General features: G+C 65.4%; 17 protein-coding genes. 2 read left to right on the top strand and 15 right to left on the bottom strand.

Annotation, left to right across the window (positions count from 1 at the left end; genetic code table 11):
* Positions 1 to 11 precede the first annotated feature (11 nt).
* From GXP39_01910 to GXP39_01880, 7 genes are all read right to left on the bottom strand, one after another.
* Entirely contained in the window at positions 12 to 1,568 is a 1,557-nt protein-coding gene (locus GXP39_01910) for a hypothetical protein (GenBank protein ID NOZ26796.1), read from the bottom strand.
* Between the two features lie 325 nt (positions 1,569 to 1,893).
* Positions 1,894 to 2,925, bottom strand: a complete 1,032-nt coding sequence (locus tag GXP39_01905) for a hypothetical protein (GenBank protein NOZ26795.1) — start codon at positions 2,923 to 2,925, stop codon at positions 1,894 to 1,896.
* The gene (locus tag GXP39_01900; protein NOZ26794.1) at positions 2,922 to 3,842 is read right to left on the bottom strand and encodes a sugar phosphate isomerase/epimerase; all 921 of its coding nucleotides are present in this window, start codon (positions 3,840 to 3,842) and stop codon (positions 2,922 to 2,924) included. Before GXP39_01900 ends, GXP39_01905 begins: the two co-directional genes overlap by 4 nt.
* Before the next feature lie 70 nt (positions 3,843 to 3,912).
* Entirely contained in the window at positions 3,913 to 4,779 is an 867-nt protein-coding gene (locus GXP39_01895; GenBank protein ID NOZ26793.1) for a phosphate ABC transporter substrate-binding protein, read from the bottom strand.
* Between the two features lie 6 nt (positions 4,780 to 4,785).
* On the bottom strand, positions 4,786 to 5,598 hold the full coding sequence (gene uppP / locus GXP39_01890) for an undecaprenyl-diphosphatase UppP (protein ID NOZ26792.1): 813 nt from the start codon (positions 5,596 to 5,598) through the stop codon (positions 4,786 to 4,788).
* A 48-nt stretch (positions 5,599 to 5,646) separates the two neighbouring features.
* Entirely contained in the window at positions 5,647 to 6,849 is a 1,203-nt protein-coding gene (gene tgt / locus GXP39_01885; protein NOZ26791.1) for a tRNA guanosine(34) transglycosylase Tgt, read from the bottom strand.
* Positions 6,846 to 7,973: an aminotransferase class V-fold PLP-dependent enzyme gene (locus GXP39_01880; GenBank protein ID NOZ26790.1), complete on the bottom strand. Its 1,128-nt coding sequence runs from the start codon at positions 7,971 to 7,973 to the stop codon at positions 6,846 to 6,848. The genes tgt and GXP39_01880 overlap by 4 nt, the downstream gene beginning before the upstream one ends.
* A 227-nt stretch (positions 7,974 to 8,200) precedes the next feature.
* Here GXP39_01880 and GXP39_01875 point away from each other — a divergent pair, with 227 nt between their 5' ends.
* Complete coding sequence (locus GXP39_01875) at positions 8,201 to 10,147, top strand: VCBS repeat-containing protein (protein NOZ26789.1); 1,947 nt, start codon at positions 8,201 to 8,203, stop codon at positions 10,145 to 10,147.
* Positions 10,148 to 10,573: 426 nt separating this feature from the next.
* Here the strand turns inward: GXP39_01875 and GXP39_01870 are convergent, their stop codons facing one another.
* Positions 10,574 to 11,050: a GIY-YIG nuclease family protein gene (locus GXP39_01870; protein ID NOZ26788.1), complete on the bottom strand. Its 477-nt coding sequence runs from the start codon at positions 11,048 to 11,050 to the stop codon at positions 10,574 to 10,576.
* Between GXP39_01870 and GXP39_01865 the strand changes: the two genes are divergently transcribed.
* Positions 11,044 to 11,901, top strand: coding sequence for a 3'(2'),5'-bisphosphate nucleotidase CysQ (locus tag GXP39_01865; protein ID NOZ26787.1), 858 nt, complete (start codon positions 11,044 to 11,046; stop codon positions 11,899 to 11,901). The two genes, GXP39_01870 and GXP39_01865, sit on opposite strands and share 7 nt — an antisense overlap.
* Before the next feature lie 284 nt (positions 11,902 to 12,185).
* Here the strand turns inward: GXP39_01865 and GXP39_01860 are convergent, their stop codons facing one another.
* The 7 genes from GXP39_01860 to lysW form a co-directional block, all read right to left on the bottom strand.
* A complete protein-coding gene (locus GXP39_01860) occupies positions 12,186 to 13,493 on the bottom strand; it encodes an aspartate aminotransferase family protein (protein ID NOZ26786.1) in 1,308 nt (435 codons plus the stop codon).
* 60 nt (positions 13,494 to 13,553) lie between these two features.
* On the bottom strand, positions 13,554 to 14,432 hold the full coding sequence (locus GXP39_01855; protein NOZ26785.1) for a rubrerythrin family protein: 879 nt from the start codon (positions 14,430 to 14,432) through the stop codon (positions 13,554 to 13,556).
* Positions 14,433 to 14,483: 51 nt separating this feature from the next.
* Positions 14,484 to 15,287 carry a [LysW]-aminoadipate kinase gene (locus GXP39_01850; GenBank protein NOZ26784.1) on the bottom strand — a complete coding sequence of 268 codons (804 nt, stop codon included), beginning with the start codon at positions 15,285 to 15,287 and terminating at the stop codon, positions 14,484 to 14,486.
* Positions 15,288 to 15,440: 153 nt separating this feature from the next.
* Positions 15,441 to 16,502, bottom strand: coding sequence for an N-acetyl-gamma-glutamyl-phosphate reductase (locus tag GXP39_01845; GenBank protein NOZ26783.1), 1,062 nt, complete (start codon positions 16,500 to 16,502; stop codon positions 15,441 to 15,443).
* Positions 16,499 to 17,227 carry an HAD family hydrolase gene (locus GXP39_01840; GenBank protein ID NOZ26782.1) on the bottom strand — a complete coding sequence of 243 codons (729 nt, stop codon included), beginning with the start codon at positions 17,225 to 17,227 and terminating at the stop codon, positions 16,499 to 16,501. The genes GXP39_01845 and GXP39_01840 overlap by 4 nt, the downstream gene beginning before the upstream one ends.
* Positions 17,227 to 18,120 carry a lysine biosynthesis protein LysX gene (gene lysX / locus GXP39_01835; protein ID NOZ26781.1) on the bottom strand — a complete coding sequence of 298 codons (894 nt, stop codon included), beginning with the start codon at positions 18,118 to 18,120 and terminating at the stop codon, positions 17,227 to 17,229. The genes GXP39_01840 and lysX overlap by 1 nt, the downstream gene beginning before the upstream one ends.
* 114 nt (positions 18,121 to 18,234) lie before the next feature.
* On the bottom strand, positions 18,235 to 18,411 hold the full coding sequence (gene lysW, locus GXP39_01830; protein NOZ26780.1) for a lysine biosynthesis protein LysW: 177 nt from the start codon (positions 18,409 to 18,411) through the stop codon (positions 18,235 to 18,237).
* Positions 18,412 to 18,433 lie beyond the last annotated feature (22 nt).

Below are 18,433 nucleotides of genomic sequence, written 5' to 3'. Positions count from 1 at the left end.
GTCCGCCTTTTCTATTGCCCGTCAGATGGCGGCTCATCCGGTATCTCGGATAGGGCGTCTACGAGCCCATCGATGGCGACGACCACGCGAGCGGCCTTGGCGCGCGCTTTGATCTCCACGCCGCCCTGCTTCAAGCTGCGAGGGCTGACGGTCACACGCCAGGGCAGCCCGATCAGGTCGGCGTCGGTGAACTTGACGCCGGCGCTCTCCGCCCGGCGGTCCCACAAGGGCTGCCACCCGTTCTCCTCGAGCTCCTGCGCGACCTCGTCCGCGGCGGCCGCCACCGCCGGCTGTCCCGGGTTCAGGACGACCACGTGTACGTCGTACGGGGCGATGATCGCAGGCAGGATCAGTCCGTGGTCGTCGTGGTGCGTCTCCGCTATGGCGATCAGGATCCGCCCCAGATCGACCTGGGCGATCGCGATGTGCAGCGGATGGGGGCGCCCCTCGGAGTCCAGATAGGTGGGCCCCTGCGGTGTGGTGGAGAGGGTCTCCAGATGGACGAGGATCACTCCCTCCGTCGATTCCAGGGGCGTATCACAGGCGGGGCAGGCGTCCCCCGGCTCCGTCAGCACCAGATCGGCCAGGATGTCCACCTGAAAGTCCCTGGGGTAGCGCACGCCGCGCAGGTGATATCCCGGGCGGTTGGCCCCCGCCACGAAGTTCACGTCGGCCTGAATGGATGGATCGCCTATCACGGTGATGTGCTCTCGCCGGCTCAGCTCGACAGGGGATGCGTAGCCCGCTACGATTCCGGCTGTCTCCAGCTCCTCCGGCGTGGCCGGGTGCAGCGGCCGTCCGATGGCGCGCTCCAGCTTGCCCGGGTCCACCTCCAGGTCGCCTCGGATCACCGCGAAGATGATATGCCCCTCGGCGGTGGCGTAGAAGACGGCCTTGAGCGTGTGGGATGTGGGGACATGCAGGAAGTCGGCCACCTCCTGGATGGTCTCGCAGCCGGGGGTGGCGACCTCTTCGGCCTCCTGCGGCGGCTCCGGCGGCGGGGGAGCGATCTTGGGACGCAGCGCGCCGGGCTCTCCGGCGTGTCCGCACGCGGGGCAGGCGAGCCATCGGTCGGGGCCATCGGCGCAGGGCATGGCCCAGGCTTTTGCCGTGCCGCCCTCGCGGGGCGTCGACTTTATCTCCCCGGCGTTGAGTTTGAGGCGGGACCAGACGGCGCGCCAGTCCTCCCATGTGACGGTTGTGCTCGCCTCCAGGTCCTCCGCCGTGGCCTCCAGCCAGGCCAGCACCCCCAGATCGGGCTGTTTATCCCAGTGCAGCCGCTGGGGGAGTTGGCGGTAGGAGCGTATCTCGGAGCCGGCCAGATCGCATAGCCAGGATGCGATTCCGGCGCCGGAGGCGTGCCGCGCCAGGGGTTGCGCGTCGGACACGATGTCCACGCACAGGCGACGTAGCCGGTCCAGGGCGATCATGCCCAGAGGAAGCCACGTGAGCGTGCCGCCTGGGCCCGTGCGCAGATATCCAGCCCGACGCAGCCAGGTCTGCCCCGCCGGCTCGCGCTGTTGGCCAACCTCCCGTCGTGTTCGTCCGAACAGTCGCTCAATCTCCACCGCTGTCCCTCCGAATCAATGTTCTGCTTCGTCTGGAACGATCTCCGGCGCCGAATGTCTCAGAGTGTGTCTGAGGCATGCCATTGCTTCCGCTATGAGGAGGCCCTCCGGAAAAAGTCCCTCTCCTGCCTTCGACCTGCCTGGCCTCGGCCTGGGTCCTTCGGGAGGGGCCGAGAGAGGCAGGTGCAGGCCGGAAAAGAGAGATTTCCGTGGAGGGGACTTCCCCTCCACACCTCCCCCTGTGGAGCCGGTCGTTGAGGGAGACCTTCAGGCACCTTGCCGGTAAATTTTCAGACACGCTCTCACGAGAGTGAGCTTTCGCATATCAATGCTTGTCATCCGCCTGTAGACCGCGGCGACGGCCTGTCAGTACATCGCGCCGCTTGATCACGCGATCCACCGCGTGCGTCAGGCCGTTCCATGGGGCCGTGTCTAGGAACTCCATGTCCGGCGCCGCCTGGCTCGCCGCCGCCAGCATCTCCTCCCTCGGGAGCCGCGTGGCGTCCCATGCCAACGCCAGCCCGCCGCCCGGGCGGAGCATTCGCGTCCAGACGGGCAGCCCGGAGCTCAGCAGATCCAGCACCCTCCCTTTGTGCTGAATGCCGTAGGGCAGGTCGCCCACGATCAGGTGTGGATGCAGACCGGGCAGCAGCGCCGACGCGTCGGTGGTATCCCCGTGGGCCAACACGCAGGTCCGCGGGCCCGCGGGGCCCTCGACGGTGAAGGTCCAGCGGCGTCCTAGGTTGCGCAGCCGCTCCTCTCGGATCTCATGGCGGATCCTGGCCTCGGTCAGGAAGTTGCGCAGAAAGCTGGCGGTGGAGGCGACGTCGTTGCGGGTGTGGTCGACGCCGTACGCGTTGTGGCCGGCGACCAGAGCGGCGAAGAGCGTCGTGCCGCCGCCGCACAGGGGATCCAGTACGTCCAACGGGCCCGGGGCCTGGGCGAAATCCGACGCGAAGCGGGCCGCGTTGAGCAGGAAGCGGGTGAGATCCTCGTTGGTCTTGCCCCGATAGCGACGGGCGTAGAGCAGGGTGGGGGGGAGGCCAACGGGCGTGGGCACGTCGATGGGCTGGAGCCATGGCCCGCTCAGCCCGCCGAGCTCCTCCTCCAGCCAGAAGAACCCCTGGGTCATGGACATCTCGCCCAGGCAGGATAATCGATCAGGATCTGGGGTATCGCGTAGGGAGAGCACCAGGAACGGCACCCCGGCGATCTCCCGGCGCTCCGCCCGCTCGATCAGCGGGCCCAGAGGGCTCATCTCCAGCTCCGGCAGCGCCAGCTGTGCGACCAGGTCGGCGTATTGCGGATTGCGTTGCGGCGCCAGCAGGCACGCCAGGCGCGGCGAATCGTCGCTCATGAGGTGATGGACTCCTCCGGAATGCAGCCGGCCGCCCGGACGTGCATCAGGCCTTCCTGCAATTCCTCGCCTTCATAGTACCAGTCCAGCTCCAGAGTGCGTACGGCTGTGTTGGGCAGATGGCGGGCGATGTGGGCGAAATCCAGCTCGCCCAGCCCGGGCAGCAGGTGATCTCGCAGGCCGATCACGTCGTGCAGGTGTACCCCCACGATCCGGTCGGCGAAGACGTCCAGCCAGTCCTGGTGTCGGTGGAAGCCCAGGTTGGCCAGCACCTGTACGTGGCCCATATCATACCACAATCCCACGAGGTCGGGGTCGTGTTCGCGTAGCAAAATAGCCAGGTCGTCCAGGATAGGGATCTCCCGATAGTGACGGCGAGACTCGATCCCGATGCGCACCCCCAGGCGCTGTGCGATCTTCGCCAGCGCATCCAGGCTGCGACGGGTCGCGTCCAGATAGGCGGGGGCGCGCTCGGCGCGCTCAGCGATGATGTGATCACGGAGTTTCGTGTAGAGAGGGGATTGGCTTTGCCCTCCCAGATAGCGCTGTTCCAGCGCCCACTCCCAGTGGGTGGGCATGTCGACCGTGCCCAGGTGTACGCACACGGCCTGGGCGCCCATCTCGGCCGCAAATTGCAGACAGCGTTCGCCCTGAGCCACGGCCCATTGTCGCCTCTCCTCATCGGGGGAGGAGAGGAAGGTGTCGGCCGGGCGGCCATAGGGTGATGGCCGGGTGGGGGCCGGGTAGTGCACGGACAGGATGGGGATGTCCCCCGGCCGGAGGTCGGCCACCTGGTCCGGGGTGACGATGTGGCTGATCTCCAATGAAGGGAACCCCAGCGCCATGGCGGCCTGCGCCAGGGACCGCAGATCTTCGAACCTGTGCTGTGACCACATGGATGATAAGGCGAATGACATCGGTGATCGCTCCTCCATCAACGCACCACGCAATACGCACCACGTAATACGCAATACGCACCACGCAATACTACCGAATGCGCCCGTAGCGTTTGCTTACGATCGTCTGCCCTGCCGGGCTCAAAACGAAATCGATGAAGCGTTTGCCGGGGCCGGTGGGCTCCCCCCGTGTGACGAGGTAGAACGGCCGGGCCAGGTGGTAACTGCCATCGCTCACCGTCTCCGGGGTCGGCCGTATTCCCTCGATCCGCAACATCTTGACCCGCTCGTCCACCTGTCCCATGGAGACGTATCCGATGGCCTGGGGATGCTCGGCGACGTAGTCCACGACGGCGTCGCCCCCGGGCATCACCAGCGCCGTCAGGGTCACCCGCTCCTCCCCCATCACACGCTCCTCGAAGATGGCTCTCGTCCCGGAGCCGTCCTCCCGGCTGAGGATATGGATCGTCGCCTCCGTATCCGGCGTGCCCATCGGCGCTCCCACGTCCTCCCAACGGAAGGCCCACCCGGCGAACAGCTGACGTAGCTGGAGCATAGTCAGCTCCTCCAGTGGATTGTCCGGATACACGATGACGGCGATCCCATCCCAGGCGATCGGGGTCGCCATCCATGTCTCCGGTAGCTCTTCGGGTAGCCATGAGGCCGCTGCCATGTCGATTTCGCCATCGGCCAGCAGGGCCAGCCCCAGGGATGTGTTGTCCTCCTGGATATCCAGGTAGATCTCCGGGTGTTGCGCGTAAAAGGCCTGCTCCAGGTCTCGGAGCAGTGGTCCCATGCTGGCCGACCCGGCGATGTGCAGCGTGGAAGGCGTGGGCGTGACCGCCGCGGGGCTGCACGCCGTCATCAGCGTGATGACAAGCCAGATGATCCCGCCTGTAAGCCAGCGGCCGCCGGCTTTTCCTGTGGTCTGCCTCCCTGGGTTATGCCCGATGGACATATGCGGTCAGCCCCGGATGAAGGAAAGCGTCAGGCCGCCCAAACCGGCCAGGGCGCAGTAGGCCGCGAATATGTAGAGCTTCCCATGTTGTAAGTAGCGCAGCAGGAAGCGGATGCAGAGGTAGCCGGTGATGGCGGCTGTCAGGAACCCGATGATCAGGGTGCCTACCTGCGCGCCTAGCTCGCCGGCGGTGGTGGCCTCGACGAGTTGGAGCAGGCCGGCGCCCAGCAGGGCCGGGGTGGCGAGCAGGAAGCTGTAATGGGCAGCCGTCTCCCGGCGCAGCCCGCGGCCCAGCCCGGCCGCGATGGTGGCGCCGGAGCGGGAGATCCCGGGGGTGATGGCCGTGGCCTGCGCTAGGCCGATGAGCAGCGCGTCCGCCAGGCCCACCTCCCGGAGCGGGCGGCGTTGCCGGCTCCACCGCTCGGATATGAACAGCACGAGGGCGGTGAGCAGTAGGAACCCGCTGACCGCCCGGGGGTTCAGGAACAGCGCCTCGAACTGGTCCTTAAACAGGTAGCCCAGGATCACGGCCGGGATGGTGCCGACCACGATCCCCCACGCCAGGCGGGCGTCGGGATCGTCCAGGGATCTCCGGAACAGGCCACGGGCCCCAGCGATGACCAGCCGCAGCAGGTCATGCCAGAAGTAGATGATGACGGCTGTCAGCGTCCCCCAATGGACCATCGTATCGAACAGCAGGCTGGATGGTTGCCAGTTCAGCAGCCAGGGGATGAGCACCAGATGTCCAGAGCTGGAGATGGGCAGGAATTCGGTGGCACCTTGCAGAATGCCGAGCACCAATGCCTGAAAAGGGTTCAAACGTGCCTCCTGTCGTGGCTTTTCGTGGCTTCTGAGGTGGAGAGGGCCTCAGGTCCTCCGGTTGAGGGCCTTCCGACGACGCTCCAACTGCGCGTGTCGGGCCTCCTGATCGGGCAGGGTGTAGTGAGCCAGGAACTCCGCCTTGAACTGCAAATACGTGCCCGCCCGGATGTGTGCACGCACGTCGTCCATCAGGCGGAGCATAAAGTGCAGGTTGTGGAGGGTGGCCAGCCGCAGGGCCAGGACCTCGCCCGCCTTGAACAGGTGGCGCAGGTAGGCCCGGCTGAAGTGTTGGCAGGTGTAACAGGTGCAGCCCGGCTCCACGGGATCGGGGTCCTCGGCGAACCGGGCGCTGCGCAGGTTGATCCGACCCCGTCGGGTGAGCAGCCCCCCGTTGCGGGCCACCCGGGTGGGCAGCACGCAATCGAACAGGTCGATGCCCCGGGCCACGGCCTCCAGGATGTCCTCCGGCGTGCCCACGCCCATGAGATAGCGCGGCCGGTCGGTCGGCATAAGCGGCATCAGCGCGTCCAGCGTGGCGTACATCTCCTCCTTCGTCTCGCCGACGGACAGCCCGCCGATGGCGTAACCGGGGAAGTCCAGGGCGCTCAGGAATCGGGCGCTCTCCGCCCGCAGATCGGGGAAGATGCCGCCCTGGACGATGCCGAACAGCGCCTGGTCCTTCCGTCGCTGGGCGGCCTTGCACCGCTCCGCCCAGGCGTGGGTGCGGCGCAGCGCCTCCTCATTATAGGCCCGATCCCTGGGGTCGGGGCATTCGTCCAGGCACATGATGATGTCGGCGCCCAGCAGCTCCTGGGTCTGGATCGCCAGTTCGGGTGTGAAGCGATGTTCCGAGCCGTCGATGTGCGACCGGAACGTGACGCCGTCCTCGTCCACCCGTCGCATGTGGGCCAGGCTGAAGATCTGAAACCCACCGGAGTCGGTGAGGATAGGATGGTCCCAGGCCATGAAGCGGTGCAGCCCACCCAGACGGGCGATGAGCTCGGCCCCGGGACGCAGATAGAGATGATACGTATTGGCCAGGATCAGCTCGGCGCCGAGCGCCTCCAGCTCGTGCGGGGTGACCGTCTTCACGGTGGCCTGGGTGCCCACCGGCGCGAAGCAGGGCATGTGGATAGGACCGTGAGGGGTATGGAAGACGCCGACACGGGCCGAGCCGTCCGTGGCCTCTATGGAGAAATGGAATGAAGGCGGGTGTTGGGATGAAGATTGGGGATTTGGGAACGTCATGGGATGAACTCGAGAACCCGATCGATCTCCTCGGTGGTGTTGTAGAAATGGGGTGACACCCGGATGGCGGGGCCGCGCTGGGAGACGACGATGTCCTCCTCCTCCATGCGCTCGACCAGCAGGGCCGGGTCCTCTCCCCTGGGGATGAACGAGACGATGCCGGAGCGCTCCCCCGGTCGTGCGTGCGGGGTGATGATCTCCACCTGGCGCCCTTGAAGCTGCTCCAGCAGGTAGCCGGTCAGGTCCAGCACGCGAGCCTGGATCTGGGGGATCCCCACGTCGAGGATAAACTTCAGGCTGGCGGCGAGGCCCGTAACGCTGTTGAAGGCCAGGACGCCCTCCTCAAAGCGTGAGGCATCCTGCTTCCACGGCAGATCGAAGTGGAAGTAGTCCCCCGGCTCCGCATCCACGCCGCCGAAGCCCAGTATGGCCTGGCTCAGGTCGTTGAGGCGCTCCTGCCGGCAGTAGAAGATGCCCGCTCCGGTGGGGCCCAGCAGCCATTTGAACCCCCCGGCGGACAGAAAGTCGACGCCCGCCTCCTCCACGTTCAGATCGATAGCGCCAAGCCCCTGGATGGCATCAACGCACAGGTAGGCTCCCACCTCACGGCACATCTGGGCGATGGCCGCCAGATCGTTGCGGTATCCGGTCAAGAACTCGACGAAGCTGATGGACACGACGCGAGTGCGCCGGTCCATGGCGGCGTGCAGCCCGTCCAGGGGGACGCGATGGCCCTGGGCCGGGACGATGCGGATCTCCACCCCGCGGTCCTCCAGGTTGCGCCACGGATACACGGTGGCGGGGAACTCCGTCTCCGCGCACACCACATTATCGCCCGGTCGCCAGTCCAGCCCCTCAGCGACCAGCATGATGCCATGGGATGTGTTGCGGGTGATGGCGATCTCCTCCGGCCGGGCGCCGATGAGCTGCGCCGCACGTTCCCGCGCTTGCGTCAGGGGGTTGTGTTCCTCGTCATATGAGGCCGTGCCCTGCTGCAGCCGCTGGTCCAGATAGGAACGCATCGCGTCGTAGACGGGCTTGGGCATGGGGGACACGGCCGCGTGGTTGAGGTACGCCTTCTTTTGGGTGACCGGAAACAGCGCTCGTATGGCCTGAATGTTCACGATGACGGCCCTCCATGGGATGTCGGTGCGTGCCCGGCGAGGACTGATATCCGGGCAACCCGGGCGTAGATTAGCATGTGCCCATGGGAGTGTCAAGCACAAAGAGCATGGAGAGATCGTGATGAGGGCGCACTTTGATCTGTTTGGGAGGGCTCAGGTACTATGTTATAATGCCCGCCGAAAGGCGCTGGAGATTTTCGGCGATTCCCTCTTGTGAGGAGGTATAGATGAAGAGACACAGAGCGTGGGGTGTGGCCCTGATCGTGTTGGCCGTATTGGCCGTACCGTGGGCTGGCCTATGGGGCCCGTCAGGGATACCCACCGTCGCTGCAGCCCCAACTGTAGATCAGGAGATCGTCTATCTGGACTCCACGGGGCGGATCAAGGTGCATGATCCGTACGTGCCGCCCGGGAAGGAGGCGGTGGTCTGGCAGTCCCCAGATAGCGGGTGGTCCGCGGTGGCGACAGGGGACTTCAACGGCGACGGCGATGATGAGATCATCGCGTTGCGCGGGGCCACGGCCAAGGTCTTCGATCCGGTCGTCCAAAAGGGGCAGGCCAAGGTCGTCTTCAACCGTAGCGCTTCGCCCAATGTGTGGGAGCTGGTGGCCACGGGCGATATCGACGCCGATGGCCGGGACGAGATCGTCCTGACCCACTCGGATAACGCGGGTGGGATCCGCGAGCATCTGACCGTGTGGGATGGGGGCGCTGATGGCACGAGCTGGACGAAGGTCCGAGACAACGGCTACGGCTGGCCGTGGGATGCCATCGCCCTGGGGGATGTCAACGCGGATGGTCGGGATGACATCGGGATGATCCGCTACTGGGAGAGCCTCCATGACCGCCGGCTGACCATCCTCAATCCCGTCACGTGGTCGGCGCTGCACGACAAATCCTACGACTTCCCGTGGCTGGACATCGCGATCGGCGACACCGACGCCGTGTCCAACCTCAAGGATGAGATCGTCCTCACACGGCAGGACGTGATCGCGGCGCTGAACTCGTATCTGGTCATGCGTTGGAAGAGCGGGAGCAGCTCTTTGGATACGGTTCATGGGGAGAAGTTCTATCCCTATTTCACCGATATCGCTTTGGGCGACGTGAACAACAGCGGGGATGACGAGGTCTTCCTGCTGCGAGATCCCCGGACGGATGACGGGGTCTCCTTCATCATGCGCAATTATGGCACCGATGCGGTCCCCTCATTTGAGGTGAGGATCGGGCGGAACTGGAAAGCCGTGGTGGCCGGAGATGTGGATGGCGATAGCCGTGCTGAGGCGGTCATCCTCTCGTCCACCCAGATCCGCATCTATCAGAGCCCGGATGTGGACACCTCATACACCAACATCGCCGGTTCGTATCGAACCTTTGGGCGCAACCCCATCGCTCTGGGCAACCTGGACGGGGAGGGGATCGTAGCGGAGCCGCAATTAGGTGTGACCCCCACCAGCCTGAGCCTGCAATTGCAGAGCGGCGACAAGACCAATCGCTTCGTGGATGTGACGAATGTGGGGGCGGGCGGATCCTTCGCTTGGTCGGCGACGGTGACGGCGGGCTCCAAGTGGCTCACCATCAGCCCCTCCAGCGGTACCACCCCGGCGACGATCACGTTGCTGATCGATACCACCGGCATGCCGCCGGGAACGTACGAGGGTCGTGTGCAGGTGACCGCCGCGGGCATCTCGGGAAGCCCCAAGGAAGTGGTGGTGAATCTGACGCTGACGGCGCCGCCCTTTGACGTCCAGCCCGATAAGATCGTGCTCACGGTGATGACCGGCCGCACGTACCCGCTGCCGCGAATCCTGATTACGGGGTCCGGCATCGACTGGGTGGCGGGCGTGATCCCCGCCGGCAGTTGGGTGACGCTGTCGGACGCGCTGGATCGGTCCGGGAAGCTGGAGATCACGGAGGATGGCGTGCGGGTTGAAGGGGAATCCGGCGTAGTGACGGTCCCCACAGTTCCGTGGGTGAATCTGGAACCGTCCGAAGGCACGGCGCCCTCCGCCATTTACGTGACCGTTGACGAGACCAAGATGACGCCTGGCCTCAACCGGGCGACGATCGTCATCGATGGCGGGCCGACCGTGTCCCCGCGGCTTCACGGCGTGGACCTGGTCGTCGTGTTCGCCCAGCGTCAGGTGTTTCTCCCCGCCGTGGACGGCTCTCACTAACGCGAAGGTGGGATTCGCGTGAGCGAGGAACGGCTCGTCGCGCGAGGGATGCGAACATCTTTCTGATCGGTTGCAGGAATACGCCCACGTGTGGGCGAGAGTAGAGGCCGCACGTGGGCGTGTCTTATTCCGGGATTGGGAGCCCAGATGGGGGGCGGTGTCCCCCTAGCCGTATTCGCACCAGCGTAACAGCATGGGCGAGGCTCCCGCCTGTCGCTTTTTCCCTCCATGGGCGGTAGGTGCGGAGGGGAAGCCCCTCCGCAGGAAAACTCTTTTTCTCGCCTTTTCCCTGCCTGGTTGGGGCTTTGGCCGGTGGCCTCCGGCCCCATGGGGCAGGTGAGGGGCTACCGCCCCTCCGAGCCACCCCAGAGATGCGGGGCCACGCTTCCGCGTCGCTTAACTTGATGCCAATAGGGCGGTGTCCCCCTAGCCGGGGGCGGACCCGGGAGGGGCCGCCGTCAGCGCCTGGTATGCCGCCGCCGCGCTGGGCACCCGGATCAGGTGGGCAGGACAGGTGCAATCCGATGCCCCAAAGCGGGGGATCGGGACGGAGGAGCCAGGCAGGGCCAGGAGCCGGCGGGCCCACTGGCACTCCTGGCGGTCATCCCCCACCGCCCATGCGATGCGTTCTACGTGGGCCCGGGCGGTCAGGTGGTCGACGTGCCAGTGGCAGCGCTTTTCCGCCGCCGGCCGCAAATGGCGGGCCACGCGGGCGGCCAGGCCGCCAGGCCCACGGGCGCTGCCCACGTAGGCGTACCATCCGCTATCCAGGTGGTGCGTTCCCAGACGGCCCGGGGAGATCGTGAGCGGCTCGGCGAGGTGGAAGAACAGCACGTATGTGCCGGGCTCATTCGGGATCTGGCTTCCCGTCCAATCTTCGTTATGGATCAGGTGATATGACATCGACTTTACCGCCTCTAGCACGGGAGTTGGAGATCGCCCGGGAGGTGATCCGCCGGGCTGGTGCTCAGGTGGCCGCCATCTACGCTCGCGGCGCCACCGTGGAATGGAAGACGCCGGACGAGCCGATCACGGCGGCCGACCGGACCAGTAACGATATTATCGTGGAGGCCTTGCGGTCGGCCTTTCCTCACGACGGGCTTCTGTCCGAGGAGACGGCGGACGATGGCTCCCGGTTGCGTCACCGGCGGGTGTGGATCGTGGATCCGCTGGATGGCACGCAGGACTTTGTGAACCGCACCGGCGAGTTCGTGGTGATGATCGGGCTGGTCATCGACGGCGAGCCCGTGTTGGGATTGGTCTATCAGCCCATCGCCGAGCGGCTGTTCATCGGCCAGTCGGGCGTGGGGGCTTGGGTGGAGCAGGATGGCTCGCGTGAGCCCCTGCGTGTGTCCGATGTCTCTGAGCCCGCCCAGATGCGTCTGGTGGTCAGCCGTACCCATCGCAGCCCGCTGACCGAGGCCGTTCGGCAGGCTTTGGGCATCCGACAGGATCGGCCTTGTGGGAGCGTCGGGTTGAAGGTGAGCCTGCTGGCGACCCGGGAAGCCGACCTGTATATCCATCCCAGCCTGGGGTGCAAGGAGTGGGATGTGTGTGCGCCGGATGCCATCCTGCGGGCTGCCGGGGGCCGGATGACCGATTGTTGGGGCCGTCCCTTCCGTTACAATCAGCCGGACGTGCACGCTCGCTGGGGGGTGGTGGCCAGCAACGGCCGTGCCCATTCGAAGATCGTCGGCCATGTGGCGGCCGCTTGCGAGTCGGCGGGCGTGAACCCCCGCGTGGGATTTGTGTAGGGGCAGGTCTCAGACCTGCCCCATAGGCATCAATTTAAGCCCGTAGGGGCGAGGCATCCTGCAGCGGCGATGCTATAATGCACGCTCTCTACATCAGATGCGCGGACGCTCATGTCGATGGTACTTCCAAGGATGCCTCGCCCTTACACTCTTGAGGCATGCTGGCCCCTGAATAGCTTAACAATGTCATATTTGATGCGTCATTCTGAGCGAAGCGAAGAATCTCCCTCCCGCATGGTGGGAGACCCTTCGCTCCGCCCTGCTCCGCTCAGGGTGACAGATCGTCACAGGCGGCTGATTTCCCTGTCGCCTCGAATGTGACATTGTCCAGATAGTGCAGAGCAGCAATCGAAGGTCCTTGCCTGCGTCGTTAAGTTGATGCGCATGGGGCAGGTCTCAGCCCTGCCCCTACCGTTAACGTGTTTAGCCAGCACGATGGCGAGCTCGTCCACGACTCGATCCAGTTCCTCCCGGCTGATGACCAGCGGTGGCAGGAAGCGGACGACCGTAGGCCCTGCCGGCAGAGCCAACACGCCCCGGTCCATCAGCCTGCGCAGATATGGCGTGCTGCGCTCCCTCAGCTCCACGCCCACCATCAGCCCCACCCCTCGGACCTCACGTATCTTCGGCGACTCGATGCGGCGCAGGCGCTCGATGAGATAGCTCCCCTTCTCCGCCGCCTGGCGGGGCAGATCCTCCCGCTCCAGCACATCGATGGTCGCCAGGGCGGCCGCGCAGGCCAGCGGATTGCCGCCGAAGGTGGAGCCATGTGCGCCCGGCTTGATCTGGCTGGCTACGGCGTCGGTCATGAGGACGGCGCCCATGGGGACGCCGCCTGCCATCCCCTTAGCCAGCGCCATCAGGTCAGGCCGGAGGTCATGGTGCTCTACCGCGAACCATCGCCCTGTGCGGCCAAATCCCGTCTGCACCTCGTCCACGATCAACAGGGCCCCAGCCTTGTCGCAGACCTCCCGGGCGCCCTGCAAGAACTCCCGGGAGCCGGGCCGGACGCCCCCCTCGCCCTGGACGACCTCCAGGAGGACGGCCGCGGTGTCCTCGGTGACGGCCTGGGCCAGCCGGTCCAGGTTATTGTAGGGCACATGGGTGAACCCGGGGACCAGCGGCTCGAACGGCCGTCGGTACTTCTTCTCCCAGGTGGCGGAGAGCGCGCCCAGGGTGCGGCCGTGGAAGCCGCGCATGGTCGCCACGATGCCGGGGCGGCCGGTGGCCAGACGGGCGAACTTGATGGCGCCCTCGATGGCCTCTGCGCCGGAGTTGCAGAGGAAGGCCCGGGTCAGCCCCTCGGGTGCCAGGCCGATCAGCCGCTCCAGCAGGCGGGCGCGCTGGTCGTTGTAGAAGACCTCCGGACAGGTGATGAGTCGCTGGGCCTGCTCGGCGATGGCGTCGGCCACCTCGGGGCGGCCGTGGCCGATGAGCGCCACGCCATGGCCGGAGGCGCAATCGATGTACTCGCGACCGTCGGCGTCCCATAGCCGGGCTCCCCGGCCGCGCACGATGGCGACCTCCCGCTTGGGGTACGCGCCGGAGGTGTAGCGAGATTCAAGCTCGATGATGGACATGTTGGACGACATAGTGCTTCCTCCCGGAAGAAGGGGACCCTCGTCTCAGGCCGGGCGGCCGTGGCGCGGAGGCTAGACCTCGACCCCGAAGAGGGTGCGGAGCGCGTAGCCCACCAAAAAGCTGAAGGCAGCGACGCCTAAGCTCAGCGCGGCCATCTCCAGGAAACGTTTGCGGAAGGAGAGCTCTCTGGCGACGGCCACGTAATAGTTGAACAGGGCGATGATCGCCACGGCGATGATCAGCGTGGCGATCAGGCACACGAAGTAGTTTTCGAACCAGAGATAGGGCGCGATCAGGACGAGCACGGTCGCGATGTACGCCAGGCCGGTGTACACCGCGGCCTTGCCGGGCGTTCGATCGGTGATGTCCTGCTCCTCCCGCACGGACAGGTACTCGGACGTGGCCATGGACAGCGCCGCCGCGATGCCCGTAATGGCGCCCGTCATGGCGATGAGCTGTGTATTTTGCAGCGCAAGGGTCAGGCCCGCCAGTGCGCCGGTCAACTCGACCAGCGCGTCGTTCAATCCCAAGACGATGGACCCCACATACCGCAGTAGATCTTCGTCGAGGAGGTCGATGAGCCGGGATTCGTGGACCTTCTCCTCCTCTGCCAGCTGTTCTGCATCTGGCAGCACGCCGATCAGCGATGCGTAGTCCTCGTGAGCCGCCTCTTCGCCGCTTTCCATCAGCTTCAGCCCAAAGGTCAGCCCGAATATCCGGCTCAGCGTGGTGTAGAACCATACCTGACGCCTGTCCGGTGGCACATCCTCTTGACTGTAGCCGCGCCAGGTGTTGTAATGCCTCAACTCATCGGCTGCGATCTGCTCCAGGATCTTCCGATTCTCCGGCTCTTTCACACTCTGAGCCAGCCGCTGATAGATCAGATGCTCGGTGATCTCGTTTCGCTGGAAGGACAGGAGCTTCTCCTTGATCTCCGGAGAGATGTCAATGGTGGCCTTCGTCTCATTCACAATGCACCTCGTCCGTGTGGGGCATCCTGTTCACTCGATGACGGTTCCCTGGCCGGCCAACGCCCGGCGGATCGGCTGTTCCATCCGGCCGTCGGCGAAGACCACCCGGCGCACGCCCGATTCCAGCGCTTCGGTGGCCCCCAGCACCTTCTTCTTCATCCGGTCCTGGGCGAAGTCCATGGCCGATTCTACCCGGCCGCGCGGGATATGCGGGATCAGGCTGGATTCGTCCGGGTAGTTGCGTAGCAGGCCCGGCACGTTGGACAGGATGATGAGCTGCTCGGCCCCCATCGCCTTGGCCACCGCCGCGGCCGCCCGATCCCCGTCCACGTTGATGGCCTCGCCATCGTAGGAGGCGGCCGGCGGGGTGAGCACCGGCAGATAGCCGTTGTCCAGCAGCAGGCGCAGCAGATCCGCGTTTACCCGCTCCACTTTGCCCGTGTAGTCATCCCGCAGCACCATGCGCCGCCCGTTTTGGATCACCTTGATGACCGCCTTGCGCGGCCCCTCAAAGATGCGGCCGTCCAGCCCGGAGAGCCCCACCGCGTTCACGCCGCGCCGCTGGAGCCGTTCCACCAGCCCCTTGTTGACCTTGCCGCAGTACACCATCTCGAAGATCTCCAGCGTCTTGCGGTCGGTGTAGCGGCTGGTGTAGCCCGACACGGACGTGACGAAACGGGGAGGGTGCCCCAGCGCCTCGGCCACCCGGTTGGTTTCCGCCGAGCCGCCGTGGACGACGATCATCCGTTGGCCCTCTTTCACCAACGCGGCGATATCATCCGCGATCAGGTCCAGGTTGATCCCCTCACTGCCACCGATTTTGACGACGATCATGGTCACCTCTTCGGTCAGGATGCAAGGTGCAGGATACAGGGTGCAAGATGCAGGATGCAGGGAGGCAGGGCCCGGGATCCGGATAGGGTGCTCTGCATCCTATGTCCCGAACCCCGCATCGTGCATCATGAATCCTGTATCCGTATCCGGTGCTCACACCGGATGTAATCCCGTAAACTCCAGCCCCCTCGTCTCCGGGAAGCCGCACATCAGGTTCATACACTGCACGGCTGTGCCCGCGGCGCCCTTCATCAGGTTGTCGATGGCGCACAGCGCGACCACCCGACCGGTCTCCGGGTCCAGCTCGAAGCCCACATCCGCATGGTTCGACCCGGCCACGATCTTCGGCTCCGGATAGCGGTAGATTCCCTGGCGCTCCTTGACGATGCGGACGAACGGCTCATCCCGATAGGCCGCCCGATAAGCCTTCCACAGGTCTCGCTCGGTCAGGCTCCGGTCCTTCAGGAACACGTGTCCGGTGGCCAGCACGCCGCGCACCAGCTCGATGGCCGTCGCCGAGAGGTGGATGGGCGGCGTCTGGCCGGTCGAGGAAAGCGCCTGGACGACCTCGGCGGTATGGCGATGGCCGGTGGGGGCGAACGATCGTACGACCCCGCTCCGCTCCGGGTGATGCGAGGCCTCCGATGGGCTGTTGCCTCCCTCCGATGATCCCACCTTCACCTCGACGACGACGTCGCGGCTCCGGTCGGCCAGATCGGCCTGGAAGAGCGGCCACAGCGCCAGCGTGGTCGCCGTAGCGTTACAGCCCACGCCGGAGACGTACGAGGCGCCCCGGATCTCCTCGCGATGGAGCTCCGGCAGCCCGTAGACGAATCGGCCCAGCCATTCGGGCGCGGCATGAGGCTGACCGTACCACCGTTCGTATAGCACCGGGTCGCGCAGCCGGAAATCGGCGCTCAGGTCGATGATGCGAGGCGCCAGCGCGGCGAAGTCATCGATACGTGCTTGCGCCTGGCCATGGGGCAGGCAAAGGAAGAGTAGATCGCATGGCTGGAGCTCGCTGGCGCTGGTGAACTTCAGCCGGGTGTGGCCGCGGAGATTGGGATGCACGAAGTGGACATAACGTCCCGCGTGGCGCTCCGAGGTGACCTGTCCGATCTCGACGTCGGGATGGCTTAACAGCAGGCGTAACAGTTCGCCGCCGGTGTATCCGGAGGCCCCTACGATGCTCACGCTCAGCCGATCTGTGCTCATGAGTCGCTCCACGCGTGCAGGATGGGAAGCAGTTCCTCGTAGGAGGAGATGATGGCATGGGCCTGCGAGGGATCCTGCCCTTCGGTGATGCCGGTGAAGAGCACGGCCTTCATGCCCACACGGCGGGCGCCCGCGATGTCGGTGGCTGCCAGGTCGCCGATATGAGCGGCCTCCTCCGGCCGCGCCTCCAGCCGCTTCAGCGTATCCAGGAACTGCCGTTCATGGGGCTTGGCCCGTCCGGTTTCGTCGGAGAACGCGCAGTACTGGAACAGCCCGAGGATCCCATCGCGGGCCATGAAGTGGCGGAGGACACGGCCGGGACTCATGCCCGTGTCGGAGATCAGCCCCAGGCGATAGCGCCCGGCCAGTGCGCGCACCGTCTCGATGGCCCCCGGAATTGGCGTCACCGGCTCGGACAGCAGCGTCTCCTCCATCTCTCGTCTCAGGGCATCGCGAACCTGGGAGGGGAGCGTGGCTCCCACGTCGCTCAGGATCCATCGCAGCCGCTCGGCCGCATTCGCCGTGCGCATCTCCCGTATCCACACCTCGTAAGCGCGTCGAAAGCTGTCGTCCAACGCCGCGCGCAGCCGTTCTCGTGAGATGGCGTATCCGTGTTTGGTCAGGTAGCGATATAGCAGCTCAGTGCGTCGCTCTCGGCTGGTGCCGTCCGTGGGGACCCAGTACAGCGTTCCCCAAAAGTCGAACGTGATCGCACGCAGAGGCATCAGGCCGTCACCTCCGCGGGTTGCTCCCAGCCATTGGCGGCGGCCCATCCCTCCTTTGCCACGCGCACGACGAAATCGATGATGCGGCCCGGGATGTCCACGCCGGTGGGCTCGATGGAGTTCCGGAACTCCATGGTGTAGTTCACCTCGTTGACCAGGAGGCCGCGCTCGGGATCTTCCAGCACGTCGACGGCGACGACGCCCCCGCCGACGGCCCGGGCAGCCCGGACGCAGAGATCGTTCAGCTCGGGCGTGATCGGGCAGTTGGTTGCGGTGCCACCACGCGCCGTGTTGGTGATCCAGTGAGGCGAGATGCGATAGATGGCGCAGATGGTCTCGTCGCCCACCACGAACGCCCGGATGTCCCGTTCGGGCTTGTGGATATACTCCTGGATGTAGAAGATGGAGTGATGATAGGTCCCCAGGATCTGTTTGTGTTCCAGCACGGCCTCAGCGGCATCGCGATCGTTGATCTTGGAGAGCAGGCGACCCCACGAGCCCACGGCCGGCTTGAGCACCACGGGATAGCCCATGCGCTCGATGGCCTCCAGCGCCGACTCCGGCGTGTAGGCGATGAAGGTCTTGGGCGTGGGCACGCCCGCCCGCACCAACGCCGAGGTGGTCAGCAGCTTATTGCCGCACGTGTCGGCTACCTCGAACGTGTTGACGGTAGGGATGCCGCGATCGTCCAGGATGCGCAGGGAGTATAACGCCCGGGAGTGGTTGATGCAACGCTCCAGGACGACGTCGTATTGCGTCCAACCGTCGCTGTGGAAGTCGAAGATCACCTGTCGATCGTCGATGCGCTCGAAGGGGATCCCGCGCTCTTCCATCTTCTGGAAAAGCAGCTTCTCCTCGACGCGAATGCGCGAGCAAAGGACACCAACTTTCATGGTTCATCTCCGGTATGCGAGTGGTGAGGCAACGAGGCGACGAGGTAACGAGGGCGCCTACATCCTGAACCCCGCGTCTTCCCTCATACCTTTGTGCCTCATTGCCTCATCCCTTTACTCTCCCCAGTCCTCCTCTTCCTGTGGGGCCAGGTCAAGTTCCAACGGGTCCAGGTTTCGCACCTCCAGTTCCACGCCGCAATCGGGACATTCGATGATCTCGCCGACGATCACATCGCTCAGCTCGATCTCGGCAGCGCACTCAGGGCATTCGGCGGTTCGGACTTCGGCCATGGTAGTTCCTCCTTAACCTTAC

This window comes from Chloroflexota bacterium, from assembly GCA_013152435.1.
Classification (GTDB): Bacteria; Chloroflexota; Anaerolineae; order DUEN01; family DUEN01; genus DUEN01.
Note: the sequence above shows the minus strand (reverse complement) of the source record. Positions and strands in the feature narration are given on the sequence as shown.